This is a genomic window from Geodermatophilus sp. SYSU D00779 (assembly GCF_054050595.1).
Genome location: NZ_JBJGZQ010000022.1, coordinates 68,903 through 89,730, shown reverse-complemented (window position 1 = coordinate 89,730; position 20,828 = coordinate 68,903). Strand labels below are relative to the sequence as shown.

The 20,828-nt window shown below is 75.5% G+C and carries 23 protein-coding genes and 1 tRNA gene; 11 read left to right on the top strand and 13 right to left on the bottom strand.

The annotated features are described in order from the left end of the window. Positions 1-157: 157 nt before the first annotated feature. Positions 158-1,378 (bottom strand): radical SAM family heme chaperone HemW, encoded by a 1,221-nt coding sequence (gene hemW / locus ACI79G_RS17710; protein WP_456882419.1) that lies wholly within the window; start codon positions 1,376-1,378, stop codon positions 158-160. A gap of 37 nt (positions 1,379-1,415) precedes the next feature. Between hemW and ACI79G_RS17705 the strand changes: the two genes are divergently transcribed. Beyond that, entirely contained in the window at positions 1,416-2,186 is a 771-nt protein-coding gene (locus ACI79G_RS17705; protein WP_456882418.1) for an enoyl-CoA hydratase-related protein, read from the top strand. A gap of 65 nt (positions 2,187-2,251) precedes the next feature. On the opposite strand, the gene ACI79G_RS17700 is transcribed toward ACI79G_RS17705, so the two are convergent. Further along, the gene (locus ACI79G_RS17700; RefSeq protein ID WP_456882417.1) at positions 2,252-2,626 is read right to left on the bottom strand and encodes a PH domain-containing protein; all 375 of its coding nucleotides are present in this window, start codon (positions 2,624-2,626) and stop codon (positions 2,252-2,254) included. Between the two features lie 88 nt (positions 2,627-2,714). Between ACI79G_RS17700 and ACI79G_RS17695 the strand changes: the two genes are divergently transcribed. Next, entirely contained in the window at positions 2,715-2,864 is a 150-nt protein-coding gene (locus ACI79G_RS17695) for a hypothetical protein (protein WP_175479582.1), read from the top strand. Positions 2,865-2,896: 32 nt separating this feature from the next. Here the strand turns inward: ACI79G_RS17695 and selB are convergent, their stop codons facing one another. The 5 genes from selB to ACI79G_RS17670 form a co-directional block, all read right to left on the bottom strand. Next, complete coding sequence (gene selB, locus ACI79G_RS17690) at positions 2,897-4,702, bottom strand: selenocysteine-specific translation elongation factor (protein WP_456882416.1); 1,806 nt, start codon at positions 4,700-4,702, stop codon at positions 2,897-2,899. Then, complete coding sequence (gene selA, locus ACI79G_RS17685) at positions 4,693-6,018, bottom strand: L-seryl-tRNA(Sec) selenium transferase (RefSeq protein WP_456882415.1); 1,326 nt, start codon at positions 6,016-6,018, stop codon at positions 4,693-4,695. Before selA ends, selB begins: the two co-directional genes overlap by 10 nt. A gap of 69 nt (positions 6,019-6,087) precedes the next feature. Continuing rightward, positions 6,088-7,287, bottom strand: coding sequence for an ABC transporter substrate-binding protein (locus ACI79G_RS17680; protein WP_456882414.1), 1,200 nt, complete (start codon positions 7,285-7,287; stop codon positions 6,088-6,090). Continuing rightward, positions 7,288-7,773 (bottom strand): ABC transporter substrate-binding protein, encoded by a 486-nt coding sequence (locus ACI79G_RS17675; protein ID WP_456882413.1) that lies wholly within the window; start codon positions 7,771-7,773, stop codon positions 7,288-7,290. 180 nt (positions 7,774-7,953) lie between these two features. Further along, positions 7,954-8,049: transfer RNA gene (locus ACI79G_RS17670), tRNA-OTHER, on the bottom strand. A 23-nt stretch (positions 8,050-8,072) separates the two neighbouring features. Between ACI79G_RS17670 and selD the strand changes: the two genes are divergently transcribed. After that, entirely contained in the window at positions 8,073-9,080 is a 1,008-nt protein-coding gene (gene selD / locus ACI79G_RS17665) for a selenide, water dikinase SelD (RefSeq protein ID WP_456882412.1), read from the top strand. 112 nt (positions 9,081-9,192) lie between these two features. Here selD and ACI79G_RS17660 read toward each other — a convergent pair whose 3' ends face one another. Continuing rightward, positions 9,193-10,065: a class I SAM-dependent methyltransferase gene (locus tag ACI79G_RS17660; RefSeq protein WP_456882411.1), complete on the bottom strand. Its 873-nt coding sequence runs from the start codon at positions 10,063-10,065 to the stop codon at positions 9,193-9,195. Positions 10,066-10,160: 95 nt separating this feature from the next. Further along, positions 10,161-10,946, bottom strand: a complete 786-nt coding sequence (locus ACI79G_RS17655; protein ID WP_456882410.1) for an alpha/beta fold hydrolase — start codon at positions 10,944-10,946, stop codon at positions 10,161-10,163. 89 nt (positions 10,947-11,035) lie between these two features. Here ACI79G_RS17655 and ACI79G_RS17650 point away from each other — a divergent pair, with 89 nt between their 5' ends. The 6 genes from ACI79G_RS17650 to ACI79G_RS17625 all read left to right on the top strand — a co-directional run bounded on the left by ACI79G_RS17650 (position 11,036) and on the right by ACI79G_RS17625 (position 14,191). Next, the gene (locus ACI79G_RS17650; protein WP_091220089.1) at positions 11,036-12,004 is read left to right on the top strand and encodes a zinc-binding dehydrogenase; all 969 of its coding nucleotides are present in this window, start codon (positions 11,036-11,038) and stop codon (positions 12,002-12,004) included. Between the two features lie 68 nt (positions 12,005-12,072). Then, on the top strand, positions 12,073-12,543 hold the full coding sequence (locus tag ACI79G_RS17645; protein WP_456882409.1) for a YbaK/EbsC family protein: 471 nt from the start codon (positions 12,073-12,075) through the stop codon (positions 12,541-12,543). Positions 12,544-12,563: 20 nt separating this feature from the next. Further along, a complete protein-coding gene (locus ACI79G_RS17640; protein ID WP_456882408.1) occupies positions 12,564-12,863 on the top strand; it encodes an antibiotic biosynthesis monooxygenase in 300 nt (99 codons plus the stop codon). Positions 12,864-12,920: 57 nt separating this feature from the next. Further along, entirely contained in the window at positions 12,921-13,154 is a 234-nt protein-coding gene (locus ACI79G_RS17635) for a helix-turn-helix domain-containing protein (RefSeq protein ID WP_446759440.1), read from the top strand. Between the two features lie 2 nt (positions 13,155-13,156). After that, positions 13,157-13,693 carry a Clp protease N-terminal domain-containing protein gene (locus ACI79G_RS17630; protein WP_456882407.1) on the top strand — a complete coding sequence of 179 codons (537 nt, stop codon included), beginning with the start codon at positions 13,157-13,159 and terminating at the stop codon, positions 13,691-13,693. Between the two features lie 87 nt (positions 13,694-13,780). After that, positions 13,781-14,191, top strand: a complete 411-nt coding sequence (locus ACI79G_RS17625) for a VOC family protein (RefSeq protein ID WP_456882406.1) — start codon at positions 13,781-13,783, stop codon at positions 14,189-14,191. A gap of 45 nt (positions 14,192-14,236) precedes the next feature. Here the strand turns inward: ACI79G_RS17625 and ACI79G_RS17620 are convergent, their stop codons facing one another. The 4 genes from ACI79G_RS17620 to lepA form a co-directional block, all read right to left on the bottom strand. Next, positions 14,237-14,770, bottom strand: coding sequence for a hypothetical protein (locus ACI79G_RS17620; RefSeq protein ID WP_456882405.1), 534 nt, complete (start codon positions 14,768-14,770; stop codon positions 14,237-14,239). Further along, on the bottom strand, positions 14,767-16,542 hold the full coding sequence (locus tag ACI79G_RS17615; protein WP_456882404.1) for an FAD-dependent monooxygenase: 1,776 nt from the start codon (positions 16,540-16,542) through the stop codon (positions 14,767-14,769). Before ACI79G_RS17615 ends, ACI79G_RS17620 begins: the two co-directional genes overlap by 4 nt. A 177-nt stretch (positions 16,543-16,719) precedes the next feature. Continuing rightward, a complete protein-coding gene (locus tag ACI79G_RS17610) occupies positions 16,720-17,379 on the bottom strand; it encodes an MOSC domain-containing protein (protein ID WP_456882403.1) in 660 nt (219 codons plus the stop codon). Next, entirely contained in the window at positions 17,376-19,211 is a 1,836-nt protein-coding gene (gene lepA, locus ACI79G_RS17605; protein WP_456882402.1) for a translation elongation factor 4, read from the bottom strand. The genes ACI79G_RS17610 and lepA overlap by 4 nt, the downstream gene beginning before the upstream one ends. 76 nt (positions 19,212-19,287) lie before the next feature. Between lepA and ACI79G_RS17600 the strand changes: the two genes are divergently transcribed. Both ACI79G_RS17600 and rpsT read left to right on the top strand, forming a co-directional pair. Next, positions 19,288-20,262 carry a phosphotransferase family protein gene (locus ACI79G_RS17600; protein ID WP_456882401.1) on the top strand — a complete coding sequence of 325 codons (975 nt, stop codon included), beginning with the start codon at positions 19,288-19,290 and terminating at the stop codon, positions 20,260-20,262. A gap of 136 nt (positions 20,263-20,398) precedes the next feature. After that, the gene (gene rpsT / locus ACI79G_RS17595; protein WP_456882400.1) at positions 20,399-20,665 is read left to right on the top strand and encodes a 30S ribosomal protein S20; all 267 of its coding nucleotides are present in this window, start codon (positions 20,399-20,401) and stop codon (positions 20,663-20,665) included. The last annotated feature ends 163 nt before the right edge of the window (positions 20,666-20,828 follow it).

The following is a 20,828-nucleotide window of genomic DNA, read 5'->3' as shown; positions in this document are numbered from 1 at the left end:
GGTCCTGCCGCGGCTGGCGGCGGTGGCGGCGGAGCCCCGCGCCTGACCGAGGACCTCCCTGCCCCCCACCGGACGAGGACCCCGTCCCCCTCACCGTTCGCGAGCCCACGGCGAGTCTCGGGACGGGGCCGGCGGCGGGACCCTGCGAGGGGCCGGTTCAGTCGGTCAGGTCGCGCACCAGGGCGTCGGCGAGCAGGCGACCGCGGTCGGTGAGGACGGCGCGACCGGAGGCGTGCGCGGCCGGCTCGAGCAGCCCGCGGACCACGGCGTCGGCGGCGCGGGCCCGGCCGACCTCCGACAGCGCGGTCAGCGGCAGCCCCTCGCGCAGCCGCAGGCCGAGCATCACGGTCTCCAGCGCGCGGTCGTCGTCGTCGAGCAGCTCGGTGTCCTGCACCGGGCTCTCCCCCCGCAGCAGCCGGCCGGCGTACGCGGCCGGGTGCTTGACGTTCCACCAGCGCAGCCCGCCGACGTGGCTGTGCGCGCCGGGTCCGACGCCCCACCAGTTGGCGTTGGCCCAGTACAGCTCGTTGTGCCGGCAGCGGGCGGCCTCGCCGCGGGCCCAGTTGGAGACCTCGTACCACTCGAAGCCGGCGGCGCGCAGGGTGGCGTCGGCCTGCTCGTAGCGGTCGGCGAGGACGTCGTCGTCGGGCACGGGCAGCTCGCCGCGGTCGATGCGGCGGGCCAGGCGGGTGCCCTCCTCGACGATGAGGGCGTAGGCGCTGACGTGGTCCACCGGGGCGGCGAGGACGGCGTCGAGCGAGGCGGCCCAGTCGGCGTCGGTCTCCCCCGGCGTCCCGTAGATCAGGTCCAGGTTGACGTGCTCGAAGCCGGCCGCGCGGGCCTCGTGGGCGGCCTCGACGGCGCGGCCGGGGGTGTGCCGCCGGTCGAGGACGGCGAGCACGTGCTCGGCCGCGGACTGCATGCCGAGGCTGACCCGCGTGAAGCCTGCCGCGCGCAGGGTGGCGAGGGACGCCGGGGTCACGGTCTCGGGGTTGGCCTCGGTGGTGACCTCGACGTCGTCGGCGAACGGGAACAGCTCACGGGCAGCGGCGAGGACGGCCGCCAGGTCGTCGGCGGCCAGCAGCGTGGGCGTGCCGCCGCCGACGAAGACGGTGGAGACCGTCGGCAGGTCCGGGCCCAGGGTCTCGGCGGCCTGGCGGAGCTCGGCGATCGCGGTGCCGGCGTACTCGCTGCGGTTGGCGCCGGGACCCAGCTCGTCGGAGGTGTAGGTGTTGAAGTCGCAGTAGCCGCAGCGGGTCGCGCAGAAGGGCACGTGCACGTACAGCCCGAAGGGCGTGCGGGCGAGCCCCTCGCGGGCGCTGTCGGGGAGCTGCAGGGTCCGCGGCGGGGCCTCGAGCAGCGGCAGGACGGTGTTCATCTGAGTCCAGTGTGCCGCTCCGGGCAGGATGCCGGACGTGAGCGACGACACCGTGCTGCAGGTCTCGACGTCCCGGGGGGTCGCGACCCTCACCCTGGACTCCCCCGCCAACCGCAACGCGCTCTCCCGTGCCATGCGCGCACAGCTGCGCACCGCGCTGGCCGACACGCTGGCCGACGACGCGGTGCGGGTGGTCGTGCTCGACCACACCGGCCGGGTCTTCTGCTCGGGGATGGACCTCACCGAGGCGGCCGGCGGCGCGGCCGGCGACCAGGGGGTGCGCGAGCTGCCGGAGCTGCTGCAGACGGTGTGGCGCTCGCCCAAGCCGGTGGTCGCCGTCCTCCGGGGGCCCGCGCGGGCCGGTGGACTGGGGCTGGCGGCCGCCTGCGACGTCGTCGTCGCCGCGGCCTCGGCGACCTTCGCCTTCTCCGAGGTGCGGCTGGGCATCGTGCCGGCGGTCATCTCCGCCGTCGTCCTGCCGCGGATGCTGCCGCACACCGCGCACCGGCTGATGCTGACCGGCGAGGTGTTCGACGCGGCGACCGCGGCCGCCGGCGGCCTGGTGGACCTCTGCGTGCCCGACGACGAGGTCGACACCGCCGTGGCCGCCCAGGTGACCGCCCTCGCCGCCGGGGCGCCGGGGGCGCTCGCCGAGACCAAGCGGCTGCTGCGCGCCGGCGGGCTGCGCGGCTCGGCGGAGGAGCTGCTGGAGCTCTCGGCGCGCTTCTTCGCCGGCGAGGAGGGCCAGGAGGGCATCGCGGCGTTCCGGGAGAAGCGCCCGGCCCGCTGGGTGCCCGCGGCCGACTGATCCCCGCGGACGCTCTACCCCTGCCCCGCACCGTGGGCAGGGGGCGAGCGTCCGCGGGGAGGACCTCAGAGCACGTACCCCGCGATCATCTGCCCGAGGCCGCGGATGTCGGCGTTGCCCTTGAACTCCAGCCGGACCTTGCCCAGCCCGCTGAACCACAGGTCGAGCTCGGCGTCGAGGTCGAAGGTGCCCGCGGTCTCGATCGAGAAGGCCTGCACCTTGCTGTACGGCAGCGAGGTGAAGTCCTTCTTGCGGCCGGTCATGCCCTGGACGTTGACGGCGATCAGCCGCTTGTCGGTGAAGACGACGAAGTCCCGCACCGCCTTGAAGCAGGCGACGACCTGCTCGCCCGGGACGAGCAGCGGCGCCACCTCGGGGCCGAGGTCCTGCGGGGAGGCGGGGTTGAGCTTGAAGACGGAACCGTTGCTGAAATCGATCACCGCATCACGGTAGGTCACCGAGCGCGCACTCTCGGCGTTCCCCGGGTGTGTCCTTGCCCCGGCCCCCCGGCAGGAGGACCCTCCGGCCATGACCGAGCCCGACGAGCGCGAGCGTTTCCGCCACCTCCCCGAGCCCGTGCGGCTGGAGGACACGGTCGAGGGTGTCGACACCTCCCCCGTCCCCGCTGCGGACTCCAGCGACGAACGGGAGGTGTTCCTGCGCCAGGCCGGCGCCTGAAAGAGAACCCCCTGCCCCCGCAGGGGCCGTCGTCACCGCAGCCGGCGGGTGTTGTCGGGCAGCCGCTCGGTGACGCCGCGCGCGTCCAGCCACTCCATCAGCGGGACGGCGACCCGCCGGCTGGTCCCCCACGCCGAGCGGGCCTGGCTGAGCGTGAACGGCGCGGGGACGGCGGCGAGCCGGGCGCGCGCCTGCTCGGCGGTCCCGGGGGCGAGGTAGACGCCGTCGGCGATCCTGACCAGCTGCCCGTCGCGCACGGCCGCGGCCAGCTCGCGCGGCCCCAGCCCGGCGGCGCGGAGCTGGTCGGCGTCCGGCGCGGCGAACGGGTCGGCGGCCAGCGCCGCCCGGATCCGGTCGACCGCCTGCTGCACCCGGGCGGGCAGGCCGGCGACCGCGGCAACCACCCGGCCCTCGCGCAGGGCCAGCGGCTCGCGGACGACGGCCGGCACCAGGTCGTCGTCGGGCAGCTCCAGCGCCCGGCGGGCGACGGCCACCGGCGGGCCCGGCTCGAGCGGGCGCAGCTTGCGGTAGCGGGCGACGATCCCGGGCAGGGCCGTGGCCAGCTCGTCGACCAGCCCGGGCGCGAGCAGCCAGGGCCCCACCGCCGTCGCCTGCTCGGGCACCGGCCAGCCCATCGCGGTGAAGTCGGCGACCCGGACGAACCGGCGACGGGCCAGCTCGGCGGCGGCCCCGGCTGCGCCGACGGGCTGGGCGGCCAGCTCCTCGGCGCGCCGGCGCGCGGCTCCCCGGCGGCGCAGCTCTGGCGGGTCGACGTCCCGGACGTCGGCGCCGGACACGCGGCGGGCGCCGGGGTCGCGCAGCAGCAGCCGGTCGCCGACCCGCAGCGGCAGCGGCGTGGTCAGCCGCAGCCGCACCGCCGTCCCCTCCAGCGGGCGCAGCCGCGCGCCGACCGCGGCCGAGCCGACGTGCACGACGACCTCGGCGGGCAGCCGGGCGTCGTCCCCAGCAGCCCACCCACCCCGGGCCAGGGTGACGTCGAGCTCGGCGGTCGAGCGGAACGCCCCTGGCGTGAGCAGGGCGTCGCCGCGGGAGAGCTCCTCGACGGCGATGCCGCGGAGGTTGAGCGCCACCCGGGCGGTGGCCTCGGCCCGCTCGACCGGCTGCCCCAGCGAGTGCACGCCGCGGACGCCGACCTCCCGGCCGCCGAGCTGCAACCGGTCCCCGGTGGCGACGCGCCCCGCGGCGAGCGTGCCGGTGACCACCGTGCCGGCGCCCCTGACCGGGAAGGCCCGGTCGATCCACAGCCGCACCGGCGCCTCCCGGTCCGGCGCGGGCAGCCCGGCGAGCAGCGACTCGAGCGCGGCGACGACGTCGGGCACGCCCGCGCCGGTGGCGGCGCTGACCGCGACCCCCGGGACCTCGCCCATCGGCCCGTTCCCCATCGACGTGGCGGCCAGCCGCTCCCGGACGTCGGCGAGCACCGGCGCGGGGTCGGCGAGGTCGGCCTTGGTGACGGCGAGCAGCGCGTGCCGCACGCCGAGGGCGTCGAGGACGGCGACGTGCTCGGCGGTCTGCGCCGACCACCCGTCGTCCGCCGCGACCACGACCAGCGCGGCGGGCACCGAGCCGACCCCGGCGAGCATGTTGCCCACGAATCGCTCGTGGCCGGGCACGTCGACGACCGCGAGCCGGCGGCCTGAGGGCAGCGTCGTCCAGGCGAAGCCGAGGTCGATGGTCAGCCCGCGGCGGCGCTCCTCCTCCCACCGGTCGGGCTCCATGCCGGTGAGCGCGCGGACCAGCGTCGACTTGCCGTGGTCGACGTGGCCGGCGGTCGCGATGACGTCCATCCCGGACGTGCCGGGAGCGGTCACGTCCACCGGCGGGCCACCTCCAGCACCGCGGTCGCCAGCGTCTCGTCGTCCGCCGGGGGCAGGCTGCGCACGTCGAGCAGGGTGCGGTCGCCCGCCACGTACCCGACCACGGGGGGCGTGCCGGTGCGCAGCGGCACCGCGAACTCCGCGGGCAGCGACACCGCGGCGCTGGGCAGCGGGTGCTCCGGCGCCCCTCCCCCGCCGACGCGGGCCTCGGACTCCACCGCGACCGCGTCCAGCCCGGCCGCCGTCAGCCGGGCGGCGAGCGCGGCGGCGCGGCGGCGCAGGTCGTCGACGTCCGCGGCGAGCATCTGCTGCACCGGCGGTTGCGGGCCGCGCAGCGTGGCCTCCAGCGCGGCCAGCGTCGTCTTGTCGACGCGGAACGCCCGGTAGAGCGGGTGCCGCCGCAGCCGCTGCACGAGGTCGGTGCGGCCGAGCACCAGCCCTGCCTGCGGCCCGCCGAGCAGCTTGTCGCCGCTGGCCAGCACGAGGTCGGCGCCGTCGGCGAGGGTGGTCTGCAGGTCCGGCTCCTCGGGCAGCACCGGGTGCGGGCGCAGCAGGCCGGAGCCGACGTCGGCCACGAGCGGGACCCCGCTGCCGGCCAGCCCCGCGGCGAGCTCGGCCACCGGCACCGCCCGTGTGAACCCGCGGACGACGAAGTTCGACGGGTGCACCTTGAGCACCGCGCCGGTGTGCTCGGAGAGGGCGCGGCGGTAGTCGTCGAGCGCGACGCGGTTCGTCGTCCCCACCTCGCGGAGCCGGGCCCCGGTGGCCTCGAGCAGCTCGGGGATGCGGAAGCCGTCGCCGATCTCGACCAGCTCGCCGCGGGCGATGACCAGCTCCCCGCCGAGCGCGGTGGCCACCAGCGCCAGTGCCGCGGCGCAGTTGTTGACCACGAGCGCCGCCTCCGCGGCCGGGACGGCGTCGACCAGCGCGGTCAGCGCCGCCTCCCCCCGCGGACCGCGCCGGCCGGTGGTCAGGTCGAGCTCGACGTCGGTGGTACCACTGGCGGCGACGACCGCCTCCACCGCGGCCGGCGACAGCGGCGCGCGGCCCAGGTTGGTGTGCACGAGGACGCCGGTCGCGTTGAGCACCGGGCGCAGGCTGCCGGCCGTCGTCGGCAGTGCGGCCAGGACGGCGGGGACGGCGTCGGCGGGGGCGAGCGCGCCGGTGCGGACCCGCTGCTGGACGTCCTGGACGGCGGCCTTGACCAGGCCGCGGCCCAGCCGGTCGGCGGCGGCGGCGAGCTGCGGATCGGCCAGCAGCGTGTCGGTGCGGGGCACGCGCCGCCGCGCGTCGGTGCCTGTCGACTGGGAGCTCATCGGCGCCGAGCGTAGGTCGAGAGCAGGCCGGGGCGGCGGGCGTGCACCCGTCCGCCCCGGCGGAGGTGCTCAGCAGGCGTTGCCCGAGGCCCCGGAGAAGCCCGGCTTGCCCGTCGACGGGCGGGGCACGGCGCGGTCCCCCAGCTCGGCCCCGCCCCCGGACGCCGACCAGTGCTGGTCGTCGACGGTGACCTCGGCCAGCTCGAAGGTGGTCTTGTACGGCGCGAAGGAGACGTGCTCGTTCACGGCGTACAGCGCCTGCGGGGTGCAGAGGAACAGCGCCAGCGCCTGGTCGTGCACGTAGCGGTCGATCCGCTCGGCGACCTCGACCAGCCGCTCGCCGTCGAGCTGCACCCTCATCTCGTCGAAGAGCGCGTCGAAGCCCTCGTCCGGCGGGCCGGCGCGGAAGGCACCGTCCAGCCCGAAGAACTCCCGGTGCACCGCGGCCGGCGGCGCCTCCGACGACAGGTCGAACCAGGCGTGCACCAGCACGTCCCAGTGCTGGGGCAGCTTCTTCTCCACCAGCGCCCGGGAGCCGGCGAGCACCTGGTCGGCCGGGATCACCGTCACCTCGACCAGCACGTCCAGCGCGGACCGGAACTGCGCGGCCAGCAGGTGGCCGATGCCGGCGAAGCCCTCGGGCACGGCGATCCGCAGCGGCCGGCGGGCCGGCCAGCCGGAGCGGCCGAACAGCTCGCGCGCCCGCGCCGGGTCGTGCGGATAGGGCTCCAGGCCGGTCGGGTGCCCGCTGCACCACTCGGGCGTCATGGCCGGCCAGACGGTCGCGTACCCGCCCAGGCCCTGGTCGGCGACGGCCCGGCGGTCGACGGCGAGGTTGAGCGCCCGGCGGACGTCGACGTCGTGCAGCGGGGCGTTGCTGTCGCGGTTGAGGACACCGACCAGCACGCGGTTGGCGTCGGAGACGACGAGGCGGGCGTGCTGCGACTCCTCGACGCGGCGGGCGTCGGCCGGCGAGACCTCGGTGACGATGTCGACCTCACCGGCGGTGTCGCACACCAGCCGCAGCGCCTCGTCGGGGGTGAGGTCGTTGCGGAAGACGGCCCGCTCGATGCGCGGGCCGCGCTCGGCGCGGTTCCAGTGGTCGAGGTTGGCCTCCAGCACGACCTGCGGATCGCGCTGCTCGCTCTCGATGAGCCACGAGGCGCGGAACGGCTCGGCGCTCATGATCGCGGCACGGGTGGTGATCGACGAGGCACCCTGGACCAGGGTGAACGGACCGGTGCCCCACGGACCCGGTTCGTCGATCACCTACCAGTGGCCCTCACCGGACCCGAACTTCTTGTAGCCGAAGCCGGGCGCGTCCTTGCCGTTCCAGAAGGCCGAGCTGGCGACGTGGAAGCCGCGGAACTTGCCGATGGCCAGCCCGTCGGGGCCGGGGAGGTGGAAACGCACGGTGTGGTCGTCGACGACCTCGGCGGTCGACTCGGGTGCGGGGAAGTTGAGCCACGTCCCCGGTGGGTGCGGAGCGGCCCAGCGCTGCATCTCGTCGAAGTTCTGCTTCACGTTGTGCGCGGTGAGGTGCTCGCCGTCCTGGAACCGCACGCCGCGCCGCAGCCTCAGCTCCAGCGTGCGGTCGTCGAGCCACTCCGAGGACTCGGCCAGCGCGTACACGACGCGACCGGCCTCGTCGACGCGGATCGGCTCCTCCATGGTGTTCCAGGTGATGAACAGCCAGTTCAGCGGCGAGGGGTCGACGACGTGGACGGTGCCGACCGGTTCCGGTGGTGCGGTCATGCGGGCCTCCCTCGACTCGGGAGCGACGCCCTCCCGCGGGCGCCGCCGGGCACGGGGTGTGGTCCAGCTCACACCCCGGGAGAACGGTAGGCCTCCAACCGGTTGTGCGCGACTGTCCGACCGGAGAGGTCTCCGGCGGGCCGCCGTCCGGGAGGACGGCGGCCCGCGGGGCGGGAGGAGTGGCGGAGGCGGACGGGAATCGAACCCGCCTGACCGAGGTGCTCGGCCACGTCGGCTTTAGAGGCCGCGGGGGCCACCAGGCGCCCTGACGCCTCCGCCGGCCAGCCTACGGTGGAGCCGTGACGACCGCGCAGGAGAAGGTCCGGCTGACCCGGTACGCGCACGGCGGCGGGTGCGCCTGCAAGATCCCGCCGGGCGAGCTGGAGGCCGTGGTGGCCGGCCTGACCGCGGCCGGCCCGGTCGACCCGGCCGCGGAGCTGGTCATCGGCCTGGACGACGGCGACGACGCGGCCGTCGTCCGGATCGCGGGCGGGCAGGGGCTGGTCCTCACGACCGACTTCTTCACCCCGGTCGTCGACGACGCGTACACCTTCGGCCGGATCGCGGCGACCAACGCGCTCTCCGACGTCTACGCCATGGGCGGCACGCCCGTCGTCGCGGTGAACCTGCTGGGCTGGCCGCGCGACGTGCTGCCCGCCGAGCTCGCCGCGGAGGTGCTGCGGGGTGGGCTGGAGGCCGCGCAGGAGGCCGGCTGCCACGTCGGCGGCGGGCACTCCATCGACGACCCCGAGCCCAAGTACGGCATGGCGGTGACCGGCGTCGTGGACGTCGACCGGGTCATCACCAACTCCGCCGCGGTCGCCGGGACGCCGCTGTCGCTGACCAAGCCCCTCGGGATCGGCGTCCTCAACAACAGGATGAAGGCCACCGGCGAGGTGTCCGAGGAGGCGGTCGCGGCGATGACCACGCTCAACCGCGACGCCGGCCGGGCCGCGGTGGCCGCCGGGATCCGCGCCGGCACCGACGTCACCGGCTTCGGCCTGCTCGGCCACCTCTACAAGATGGCCCGGGCCAGCGGGGTCACCGCGGTCGTCGACGCCGCCGCCGTCCCGTACCTCAGCGGGGCGCGGGAGGCGCTGGCCGAGGGGTTCGTCTCCGGGGGCACCCGGCGCAACCTCGACTGGGTGCGGCCGCACACCGACCTGTCGGCCGTGTCCGAGGACGAGGCGCTGCTCCTGGCCGACGCGCAGACCTCCGGTGGGCTGCTGCTGGGCGGCGAGGTGCCCGGCGCCCCGGTGGTCGGCGAGTTCGTCCCGCGCGGGGAGCACGTGGTGGTCGTGCGATGACGCCGCGAGCGGTACCGCGAGCGGGCGGTTGCGCTCGTCCTGCCCGGCGTGTCCGTGCGTGTCGCCGACGACAACTGCTCACTCGGCCGACGTAGCTCTCCCAGCCGACCGCTCACCACCGCCGGGCGGTGGTCAGCCAGGCGGCCGCACCCAGCAGGACCCCGTCCGGTGTCGCGTGCTCCGCCAGGGCGGCCCGCAGCTCGTCGAGAGCGGCCCGCCGGGCGTCGTCGTCCAGCCCGCCGAGGAGCCCCCGGGTCGGACCCAGCCCGCTGACGAAGTCGAACGCGTCCTCGGCGTCCGCACCCAGCCGGACCACCCCCGGCACCCCGGCGAGGTGGACCGACCCGAACCCAGCGGCGGCCAGGACCCGGCGGACGTGGTCGGGGTCGGACAGGCCGAACGGCCCGGGGGAACCGCCCGGCGGCTCGGGCAACGGGCGGCCGGCCGCGAGGGTCCGGCGGAGCACGAGCAGCCACTCGTTGCGGGCCAGCGGCTGCCACGACAGCATCGCCAGCCGCCCACCGGGCCGCAGCGCCCGGGCGAGGTTGGTGAACGCCGCGACCGGGTCGCCGAAGAACATCGCCCCGAACCGGCTGACGGCGACGTCGAACGACGCGGACCCGAAGGGGTGCACCTGGGCGTCCCCCTGGACGAACGTCGTGGTGGTCAGCCCCGCGGCGGCACTGCGCCGGCGGGCCTCGGCCAGCAGCGGTCCGGACAGGTCGATCCCGGTGACGTGCCCGTCGGGCGCCGCCCGCGCGGCCGCGCGGGTCGAGATGCCCGCGCCGCAGCCGACGTCGAGCACCCGGTCGGCCGCGCCGATCCCGGCCGCCTCGAGCAGGCCTGCGTCGAAGGCCGCCGAGGCCGCGTCGAAGCGGTCGGCCCGCGCCGCCCAGTCCTCGCCCTCCTCGCCGTTCCAGGCGCTGGCCATCTCGGCGTTGCGGGCGTCGACGAGCGGGGGCTGCGGAGGCGTCGGCACGGTCATCGCCGTCTCCCGTCGGCGGGGCCTGGACCTCGGATGGTCCCGGAGCGCGGCAGGTCTGCCCACCCCTGCGGACGCGGCCTGACGTCGCCGACGCGTCAGCCGCCCAGGCCGGCCGCGGCCTCCCCGGCGAGCAGGGCCACCGCGCCGGGGTGGTTGTAGGGCACCGCGTGGGCACCCGGCAGGGTGCGGGCCCGCCCCTGCACGGCGGCTCCCGCGAGGTCCTCGACCCACCGCTGCGACGCGAAGTGGTCGTGCCGTCCCCGCGCCACCAGGACGGGGACCTCGATGCGCCCGATGTGGTCCTCGGGCCGGTCGGCCAGCGCCGAACGCACGTACTCGCGGAACCGCCGCCCTCCCCGCAGGTAGTCCGGCAGCGTGTAGCGCAGCTGCCCCGGTGGCTCGAAGGCCGACGTCCGCACGTGGCGCGCCAGGAGGACCGGCGCCCGGCGGGCGGCCGGCTCGAAGGTGGGGCCGACGAGCACGAGCGCGCCCACCCGCCCGGAGGCGGCCAGCGCCGCCCGCATGGCCACCTGCGTCCCGGTGGAGTGCCCGACGACGACAGCCGGCACCGCGGGCAGGGCGGCCACCAGCGTCTCGGTGAGGGAGCCCAGGTCGGCCGGCAGGTCGGCCGTCTCCTGGTTGCCAAACCCGGGGAGGTCCAGCAGCCGCGTGCGGGTCCAGCCGCCGCAGGCGTGCAGCAGCTCGACCATGTACCCGACCGAGCCGAGCCCCGGCACCAGCAGGACCTCGGGCCGGCCGGGCCGGGCGGCGCCCGACACGAGGGCGCGGAGAGGGCGTCCGGCCGCCTCCGTCCACTCCTCGGCGTGCAGCGGGCGGTCCGACCCCTGGTCCTCCGCCTGACCCGGGAACTGTCGTGGCATGCCCGACCTCTATCCCGGCGGCTGACCTGGCAACCGCGACCGCCGCTCCCCGCGTCGCTGCCCCGGAGCCGCTCCGTTAGCGTCCGTGCATGCTCGCTGCCTTCGTCTCGACGCCCGCCCCGAAGGACCCGCTCTCCGTGCTGGAGGTCGGTGAGCGCCCCGAGCCGGAGGTGCCCGACGGCTGGACGACGGTGCAGGTCAAGGCCGTCTCGCTGAACCACCACGACCTGTTCAGCCTGCGCGGGGTCGGGCTGCCGCAGGAGCGGATGCCGATGATCCTGGGCACCGACGCGGCCGGGCTCGACGAGAACGGCGACGAGGTCGTCGTGCACGGCGTCGTCGCGAGCCCGAACTGGATCGGGGACGAGACGCTCGACCCCAAGCGCACGCTCTTCTCGGAGCTGTACCAGGGCACGATGGCCGAGCGGGTCGCCGTCCCGCGGCGCAACGTGCTGCCCAAGCCGGCCGAGCTCTCCCTCGCCGAGGCCGCGTGCCTGCCCACCGCCTGGCTGACCGCCTACCGGATGCTCTTCGTGAAGTCCGGGCTGCGGCCGGGCCAGACCGTCCTCGTGCAGGGCGCCAGCGGCGGCGTCGCCACCGCGCTGGTCGTGCTCGGCAAGGCCGCCGGCTTCCGCGTGTGGGTGACCGGCCGCAGCGAGGAGAAGCGGCAGGGCGCCCTCGACCTCGGTGCGGACCAGGCGTTCGAGACCGGCGCCCGGCTGCCCGAGCGGGTGGACGGTGTGATGGAGACCGTCGGCGAGGCGACCTGGAGCCACAGCGTCAAGTCGCTCAAGCCCGGCGGCGTCATCGTCATCTCCGGCGCGACCACCGGCCCCAACCCCGGTGCCGAGCTGAACCGGGTCTTCTTCACCCAGCTGTCGGTCATCGGCTCGACGATGGGCACCCGTGAGGAGCTCGAGGCGCTCATGCGGATGTGCACGGCCACCGGCGTGCGCCCGGTCATCGACGTCGAACTGCCGCTGACGCAGGCGCGCGAGGGCTTCGAGCGCATGCTCGAGGGCCGGACGGCGGGGAAGATCGTCTTCACGCTGCCGTGAGCGGACAGGGGCGTGAGCATCGCAGCGAGGAACGAGCGAGGAGCGGAGCGCCCCGCGGAAGCGAACCAGTGAGCACCGTGAGCCCGGTCGACCGGGTGGTCGCCGCGCTCCGCGAGGCCGGGGTGGACGCCGAGGTGCGCCGCCTCGACCGGCCGGTCCCGACGGCGGCCGCCGCGGCCGAGGCGCTCGGCTGCGAGGTGGGCGCCATCGCCAACAGCCTCGTGTTCGACGCCGACGGCGCGCCGCTGCTCGTCCTGGCCAGCGGTGCGCACCGGGTGGACACGAGGAAGGTGGCGACGCTCGTCGGCGCGGAGCGGGTGCGGCGGGCCACCCCGGAGTTCGTCCTCGCGGCCACCGGCCAGGAGGTCGGCGGGGTGGCGCCGACCGGCCACCCCGCCCGGCTGCGCGCGCTCGTGGACGTCGACCTCGCGGCGCACCCGCTCCTCTGGGCAGGCGGCGGCGACCACCACACGATGGTGTCCCTCACCTACGCCGACCTGCTGCGGCTGACCGGCGGCGACGAGGCAGCCGTGGCCTGAGCCCTCGAGGAGGGTGGCCGATGATCGCCCGCACCTGGCGCGGCTGGGTCCGCACCGAGGACCGCGACGCCTACGTGGCCTACGTCCGGGAGACCGGCATCGCGGAGTACCGCGCCACCCCGGGCAACCTCGAGGCCCACCTGCTCACCCGGGACCTCGACGACGGCCGCACCGAGGTGGTCACCCTCAGCTTCTGGACCTCGCTGGACGCCGTCCGCGCCTTCGCCGGCGACGACGTCTCGACCGCCGTCTTCTACCCGGAGGACGACCGCTGGCTGGTCGACCGCGAACGCACGGTCACCCACCACCAGGTGCACTGACACCCCGCCGCGTCAACGACGGTTGACACCACCCCCGATGTCAACCACAGTTGACGCATGGCCGACACGGCACAGGTGGCCTCCGCCGCCAGCAGCCGCGACCCCGCGGTCGGGCTGAGGGCGGTCCGCGCGCTGCGGACCCTCGTCGAGCGGCTGGAGGCCCTGCAGGTGGAGAACGCCCGCGACCAGGGCTGGACGTGGGAGCAGATCGCCCAGCTGCTCGGCGTCACGAGGCAGGCGGTGCACAAGAAGCACGCAGGCGGCCGCGGGCCGCTCCGGCGGAGGGACTGACCGTGTTCGAACGCTTCACGTCCGACGCCCGCGAGGTCGTCGTCCTGGCCCAGGAGGAGGCCCGCGTCCTCCGGCACGACCACATCGGCGCCGAGCACCTGCTGCTCGCCCAGCTGCGGCTGGACACCCCGACGACGGCCGTCCTGCGCCGGCACGGGCTCGACCACGACGGGGTGGCCGAGGCGGTCGCCGCCCACCTCGGCGGTGAGGACCTGGACGCCGAGGCGCTGCGGACCCTGGGCATCGACCTGGACGCCGTCCGGGACGTCGCCGAGGCCACCTTCGGCCCCGGCGCCCTGGACGCGCCCCGCCGCCGCCGGCGCAGCAGCCCTGCGCACATCCCGTTCACGGCCGGGGCCAAGAAGGTCCTCGAGCTCTCGCTGCGCGAGGCGCTGGCGATGCGCGCGAGGACCATCACCGACGGGCACATCGTGCTGGGCCTGCTGCGCAGCGGGGGCACCGCACTGGAGGTGCTGCGGGAGCGCGGCGTGGACCCGGGCGCCCTGCGCGCCGAGCTCACCCGATCGCCGGCCGCCTGAAGGAGGACCTCCTGCCCGCCGTCGCCGGCTCGCGGCGGGGCCCGGCAGGAGGGCCGCCCTGTCACCCCCCGGTGGGACGGTGCCCGCGTGGAGGTCCTCTTCGTCGCCAGCGTCAGCGTCGTCGCGCCCGACCCGGTGGAGAGCCGGCGCCTGTACGTGGACGCCCTCGGGCTGCCACTCGAACGCCTCGAGGGCGAGTACTTCGCCAGCGAGCGCATCGGCGGCAGCAAGCACTTCGGCGTCTGGCCCCTCACCGAGGCGGCCCAGGCCTGCTTCGGGACTGCCGCGTGGCCGGCCGACCGGCCCGTGCCGCAGGCCAGCATCGAGTTCGAGCTCGCCGACCCGGCTGCGGTGGCCGACGGCGCGGCGGAACTGGCGGCCGCCGGCCACCGGCTGCTCCACGGGGCCCGGACCGAGCCGTGGGGCCAGACGGTCGCCCGTCTGCAGTCGCCCGAGGGGCTCGTCGTCGGGCTGTCCTTCGCACCGTGGCTGCACTGAGCAGCCGGCACCGGCCCGCGGCGTCCTCGACAGGGGTCTCGGCGGTCACCCCGCCGACGCGGCGGCGCCCCCGGGTGCGGGACGGCGCCGCAGGGACCGGACGGCGACGACGAGGACCACGTCACCGACCGCGAGCCCCGCGCCGGCGGGCGCCAGCATCGCCCAGCCGGTGCCCCTGCCCGAGACCACGCCCCACAGCACCTTGCCGGCGGCCATCGCGTTCAGCAGGGCCAGCCCCCAGCCCGGGGAGCGACGCCAGAAGGCGAGGCAGTACGCGCTCAGGCTCAGCGGCACGAGACCCGTCAGCAGCACCTTGCCCCCGGTCCAGTCCCCGCCCAGCCACTCGCGCTCGAAGCGGAGGAACTCGGCGACGCGCGGGTCCATCCGGGCAGGAGCCGGGAACCAGGCCATGCTCGTGGCCAGGGCGACCAGGGTGACCGCGATCCCCGCCGGACTGCGCCGGTGGGCCGACCACGCCAGCGGGAGCAGGAACAGCGGGCGGACGTACCAGCTCAGGACGTTGTGGTGCCGGGCCCAGGCCCACTCCGCGACCCTTTCGAGGGAGGTCGCCGCCCTCACCGCGCGCTCCCCGCCGGAGAGGTGGGCGCCGGCCGACGGTCGGCCCTCACACGCTCCAGGACCCGTCCGAGGTACCGCACGAGGACCTCCTCCGAGGCCGGCTGTGCACGCAGGCCGACGTAACCGTCCGGGCGGACCAGGTACAGGGCCTCGGCGGTCGCGCCGTAGCGCCGGTGCGTCTCGCCGTCTGGGTCGAGGAGCACCCGCCGCCCGGCCAGCCCGGCGGGCGACCGCCGTCCCCACACCACCACCCAGGGGCGGACGTCGGCGCCGAAGAGCCGCTCGACGCGGTCGGCGATCCCCGCGAGCGCGGTGTAGCCGTCGTCCGTGCGGGCCTCGCCGTCGAAGAGCAGCACGGTGGAGTGCGGGCCGCGGAAGGCGTCGAACAGCCGCGTGGCCTGCCCCGTGGCCGCGTCCTGGACCGTGCCGTCGGGGGCCCGGTCCCCTGCGTGGACGCCTCGGGCGAACCGGACCCGGTCCACCGCGTCGGCGCGCTCGTCGTCGCGACCGGGGCGCCACCGGGTCGCGGTCACCGGGGTGCGGTGGTCCTCGGCGAGGGAGCTGTCCCGGTAGTCCAGGTCCAGCTCGCTGACGCCCCCCAGGATGGCCCGCTGCACGGCCGGGATCCGCAGCGCGGGGGTCAGGACGTGCTCGCGCAGGAAGGTGGTGACCGGGTCGGCACCGAAGACCGCGCGGTACCCGAGGTCACTGCCGCTGAGGACGGCCCGCGCGATCGGGCGGCGTTCCTCCTCGTAGGTGTCGAGGAGGCGGTCGGACGCGCGGCCCCGGACCACCAGCCCCAGCTTCCAACCCAGGTTGTAGGCGTCCTGGACGCCGGTGTTCATCCCCTGGCCGCCGACCGGGCTGTGCAGGTGCGCGGCGTCGCCGGCCACCAGCACCCGGCCCACCCGGTAGCGGTCGACCATCCGCACGTTGCTGTGCCAGGTGGAGAGCCAGGTGGGGTGGGAGAGGCGGACGTGCGACAGCCCGCTGCGCTCGGTGAACAGCCGCTGCAGCAGCTCCAGCGACTCCGGCTGCCCCGTCCCGTCGGCCGCCGGCGGCAGGCTGGCCTGCACCTGCCACGAGCGCAGGCCACGGAACGGGCTGGCCGCGAGGTAGTCCCCGCCGTCGAACCACGCGAACCCGCTGTCGGCCGGCTCCAGCCCCTCGATCTCCACGTCGCCGAACAAGAAGCGCTCCTCGCGCGACTCCCCCTCCAGCGCCAGCCCCAGCAGGTCCCGGACCCGGCTGTGGCCACCGTCGCAGCCCACCACCCAGGCGGCCCGGATCGTCTCCACGGCACCGCCGGGGGACGTCGCCACGCGGGCGAGGACGCCGTCCTCCTCCTGCTCCAGGCCCACCAGCTCGCGGCCCCACTCGACCGTCCCGCCCAGCTCTGACAGGCGCTCCCGCAGGATCTGCTCGGTGCGCCACTGCGGGATCAGGACGAGGTCGGGGTGGGGGACGTCGGGCAGCGGGTCCCGCCCGGGCAGGTGCATGTCGACGAGCAGCTCCCGCCGGACGTACCAGCGCACGCGCAGGTCGCGGGACCACCCGGCCTCCAGCACCCGGTCGACGACGCCGAGGTCGTCGAGGACCTCGAGGGTGCGTGGCTGCACGCCCTTGCCGCGCGACTTGACCTCGGGCTGCGGCAGCCGCTCGACCACCCGGACGGCCAGGCCGCGGCGGCACAGGTCGCAGGCGAGCGTGAGGCCGGTCGGGCCCGCGCCCACGACGAGGACGTCGACGTCCGGGGACCCGCGTCGCTGCACCGGTACACCGGAGGGGGACTGTGCTCGTGCCATCCGTACCTCCCGGAGCCGCCCTGTCCGACGCCCCCGATGGTGGGGCGGAGGCCGGGGCAGCGGAAGGAGTCGCCCAGCGGTCGGTGACCTGCGGGCCGCTCCCCGCCACCGTGGACGGGGCCCGCCGTCGAGGCGGGGGTCCGGTCAGGCCGTGGCGCCGAGCCGCTTCTCGATCCGGGCCGCGAGCTTCGGCTGGTCCCTGAGCGGCAGGTGTGCGAGGGCCGGCGCGATCTCGGGCAGCCGGCGCCGCTGGGTCGTCGTCGCCCGGAACAGCAGGCCGACGGTGACGCCGTGGTCGGGCCGGGAGACCACCTCGACGGCGTCACCGGCGCCCACGTCGCCGGTCTCGAGGACCCGCAGGTAGGCGCCGCTGGCCCCGCGGGCGGTGAACCGCCTGACCAGCTGCGGCACGCCCCAGAACCGCTCGAAGTTGGCGCACGGGATGCGGCAGGCGGTCACCTCGAACAGCGCCGTCCCGACCCGCCAGCGTTCACCGAGCACCGCGCCGGTGAGGTCCAGGCCCGTCGTCCGCAGGTTCTCCCCGAACCGGCCGGCCGGCAGCTCGCGGTCCAGCTCGGCGGCCCACCAGTCGGCGTCCTCCTGGGCGTAGGCGTAGACCGCCTGCCCCTCGCCGCCGTGGTACTTCCGGTTGACCTGCACGTCGCCGTCCAGCCCGAGCGGGTGGACGGCGACCCGCCCGGCGACCGGCCGCTTGTCGATGCCGCTGCGGCCCGGTCGCCGGCCAGGCAGCGGCAGCAGGTCGGAGCCGGAGACGCAGACCGCCTCGATCCGGCCGGGGCTCACTTCTTGGCGGAGGAGGCGGACGGCTCGCTGGTGGAGAGCGCGGCCACGAAGGCCTCCTGGGGGACCTCGACGCGGCCGACCATCTTCATCCGCTTCTTGCCCTCCTTCTGCTTCTCCAGCAGCTTCCGCTTGCGGGTGATGTCACCGCCGTAGCACTTGGCGAGGACGTCCTTGCGGATGGCGCGGACCGTCTCGCGGGCGATGACCCGGGAGCCGACGGCGGCCTGGATGGGCACCTCGAACTGCTGCCGCGGGATGAGCTCGCGCAGCTTGCCGGCCATCATGACGCCGTAGCTGTAGGCCTTGTCCTTGTGCACGATCGCGCTGAACGCGTCGACGGGCTCGCCCTGCAGCAGGATGTCGACCTTGACCAGCTTCGCCTCCTGCTCGCCGGCCTCGGCGTAGTCGAGGCTGGCGTAGCCGCGGGTGCGCGACTTCAGCGCGTCGAAGAAGTCGAAGATGATCTCGCCGAGGGGCAGGGTGTACCGCAGCTCCACCCGGGACTCGCTCAGGTAGTCCATGCCGCCGAGCTGACCGCGGCGGCTCTGGCAGAGCTCCATGATCGCGCCGGTGTAGTCGCTGGGCGCGATGATCGTCGCGTTGACGATGGGCTCGTAGACCCGGTCGATCTTGCCCTCGGGCCAGTCGCTCGGGTTGGTCACGGTGATCTCCGAGCCGTCCTCCATGACCACCCGGTAGACGACGTTCGGCGCGGTGGAGATGAGGCTGATGCCGGCCTCGCGCTCCAGGCGCTCGCGGACGATCTCCAGGTGCAGCAGGCCGAGGAAGCCGACCCGGAACCCGAAGCCCAGCGCCGCGGAGGTCTCCGGCTCGTAGGTCAGCGCGGCGTCGTTGAGCAGCAGCTTGTCCAGCGCCTCGCGCAGCAGCGGGTACTCGCTGCCGTCGATCGGGTAGAGGCCGGAGTAGACCATCGGCTTGGGGTCGCTGTAGCCGCCGATCGGCTCGGCAGCCGGGCGCTGCTGCAGCGTGACGGTGTCACCGACGCGGGACTGGCGGACGTCCTTCACGCCGGTGATGAAGTAGCCGACCTCGCCCACGCCCAGGCCGTCGACCGGCTTGGGCTCGGGGGAGATGACGCCGATCTCGAGCAGCTCGTGGGTGGCGCCGGTCGACATCATCTTGATCCGCTCACGGCTGGCGATCCGCCCGTCGACGACCCGCACGTAGGTGATGACGCCGCGGTAGATGTCGTAGACGCTGTCGAAGATCATCGCCCGGGCCGGGGCCTCGGCGTCGCCCTCGGGCGCGGGGATCTGGGCCACGATCGCGTCGAGCAGCTCGGGCACGCCCTCCCCGGTCTTGCCGCTGACCCGCAGGACGTCGGAGGGGTCGCAGCCGATGATGTGCGCGAGCTCGGCGGCGTACTTCTCGGGCTGGGCGGCCGGCAGGTCGATCTTGTTGAGGACCGGGATGATCGTGAGGTCGTTCTCCAGCGCCAGGTAGAGGTTGGCCAGCGTCTGGGCCTCGATCCCCTGGGCGGCGTCGACCAGCAGCACGGCACCCTCGCAGGCGGCCAGCGACCGGGACACCTCGTAGGTGAAGTCGACGTGGCCGGGGGTGTCGATCATGTCGAGGACGTACTCGGTGTCCCCGACCTGCCACGGCAGGCGCACGTTCTGCGCCTTGATGGTGATGCCGCGTTCGCGCTCGATGTCCATCCGGTCGAGGTACTGGGCACGCATCTGCCGCGCCTCGATGATCCCGGTGACCTCGAGCATCCGGTCGGCCAGCGTCGACTTGCCGTGGTCGATGTGGGCGATGATGCAGAAGTTCCGGATGCGGGCCGGGTCGGTGGAGGCGGGAGTCGTCACAGTGCCCCCATCGTCCCACGGCACCGGGGCGGGTGAGGCGATTGCCCACGAGGCGGCGTACGTCGACAGTGCTGCCATGACCCCTGCGGGCAGCCCGCGCCTGCCGTACCCGGACCTGCCCGCAGTGCTGCGCGCGGACGTCGAGGCGGCGCTCGGCTCGCCCGTGGCCACCGTGACCGGCTGCACCGGGGGCTTCTCCCCTGGGACGGCGGCCGTGCTGACCTGCGCCGACGGGACGCGGGCCTTCCTCAAGGCGGTCGGCACGCCGCTGAACCCGGACACCCCCGATCTGCTCCGGACCGAGGCCGGGGTCGCCGCGGCACTGCCGCCGGGCCTCCCCGCGCCGCGTCTGCGGTGGTGGGCCGAGCGGGACGTCGACGGCGAGGTGTGGGTGGCGCTGCTCTTCGACGCGGTGGACGGGGCGCCGCCGGCCCTGCCGTGGACACCGGCGGGCGCGGCGCGGATCGTGCCGGTCCTCACCGACCTCGCCCGGACGGGCACCCCGTGCCCGGTGCCGGGGCTGCCGTCCGTCCCCGACCGGCTCGGCGGTCAGCTGGCCGCGTGGAGGACGCTGGCCGACCAGCCGCCGGCGGATCTCGACCCCTGGGAGCGCCGGAACCTGGACTGGCTGGCCGACGCGACCAGCCGGTTGGCGGGGTCGGGCGGGCTGTCCGGGGGGACGCTCGTCCACCTCGACGTGCGCGCCGACAACCTGCTGGTCACCGCGGACGGCGCCGTGTTCGTCGTCGACTGGCCGTGGGCGGCCTGCGGCGCAGCCTGGGTGGACACCGTGCTGTTCGCCCTCGACCCCGCCGTACACGGGGGCGTGGACCCGGAGCTGCTGGTGGCGGACTCCCCGGTCGTGGCGGGAGCCGACCCCGCGGACGTGACCGACCTGCTGCTCGCGCTGACCGGGACGTGGGCCCAGGCGATGCGACAGCGGCCACCGCCCGGGTTGCCGACCGTGCGGGACTTCCAGCGTCGGTTCCACGATGCCGCCCTCGCCTGGGCACGGCGGCGGGTGGACGCCGGCCTGGCTCGGTCGTCGTGACCTGCTCGGTCGGACCGACCGCGGGTTGGGGCCGGGCGGACGACGCTGGTATCTTGGCAGACCGGTCCGCTGACGCACGCCGTCCGGACGCACTGTCCAGAAGTACCCCCCTCCGAGACACCCCCGAGGCTCACGCGTGGCGAACATCAAGTCCCAGATCAAGCGGAACAAGACCAACGAGAAGGCGCGTCAGCGCAACGTTGCCGTCAAGTCCGCCCTGAAGACGGCCGTCCGCCGCTTCCGGGAGGCCGCTGCCACCGGGGACGCCGCGGCCGCGACGACCGCGCTGCAGACCGCCAGCAAGGCGCTGGACAAGGCCGCCAGCAAGGGCGTCATCCACAAGAACCAGGCCGCGAACCGCAAGTCGGGCATGGCCAAGCAGCTGTCCGGCCTCTCCAGCTGACCTCCGGTCGCGTCCGCGCGACCGTCCGACGAGCCCCCTCCCCTGCGGGACGGGGGCTCGTCGCGTTCCCGGGACCGTGGCCCGCCGGCACGGTCCCTGCGCCGGCCCCGTCCCGAGGCTCACGCTCCCTGCAGGGTCCCGCCGCGAGCCTGCGCGCGGTGGG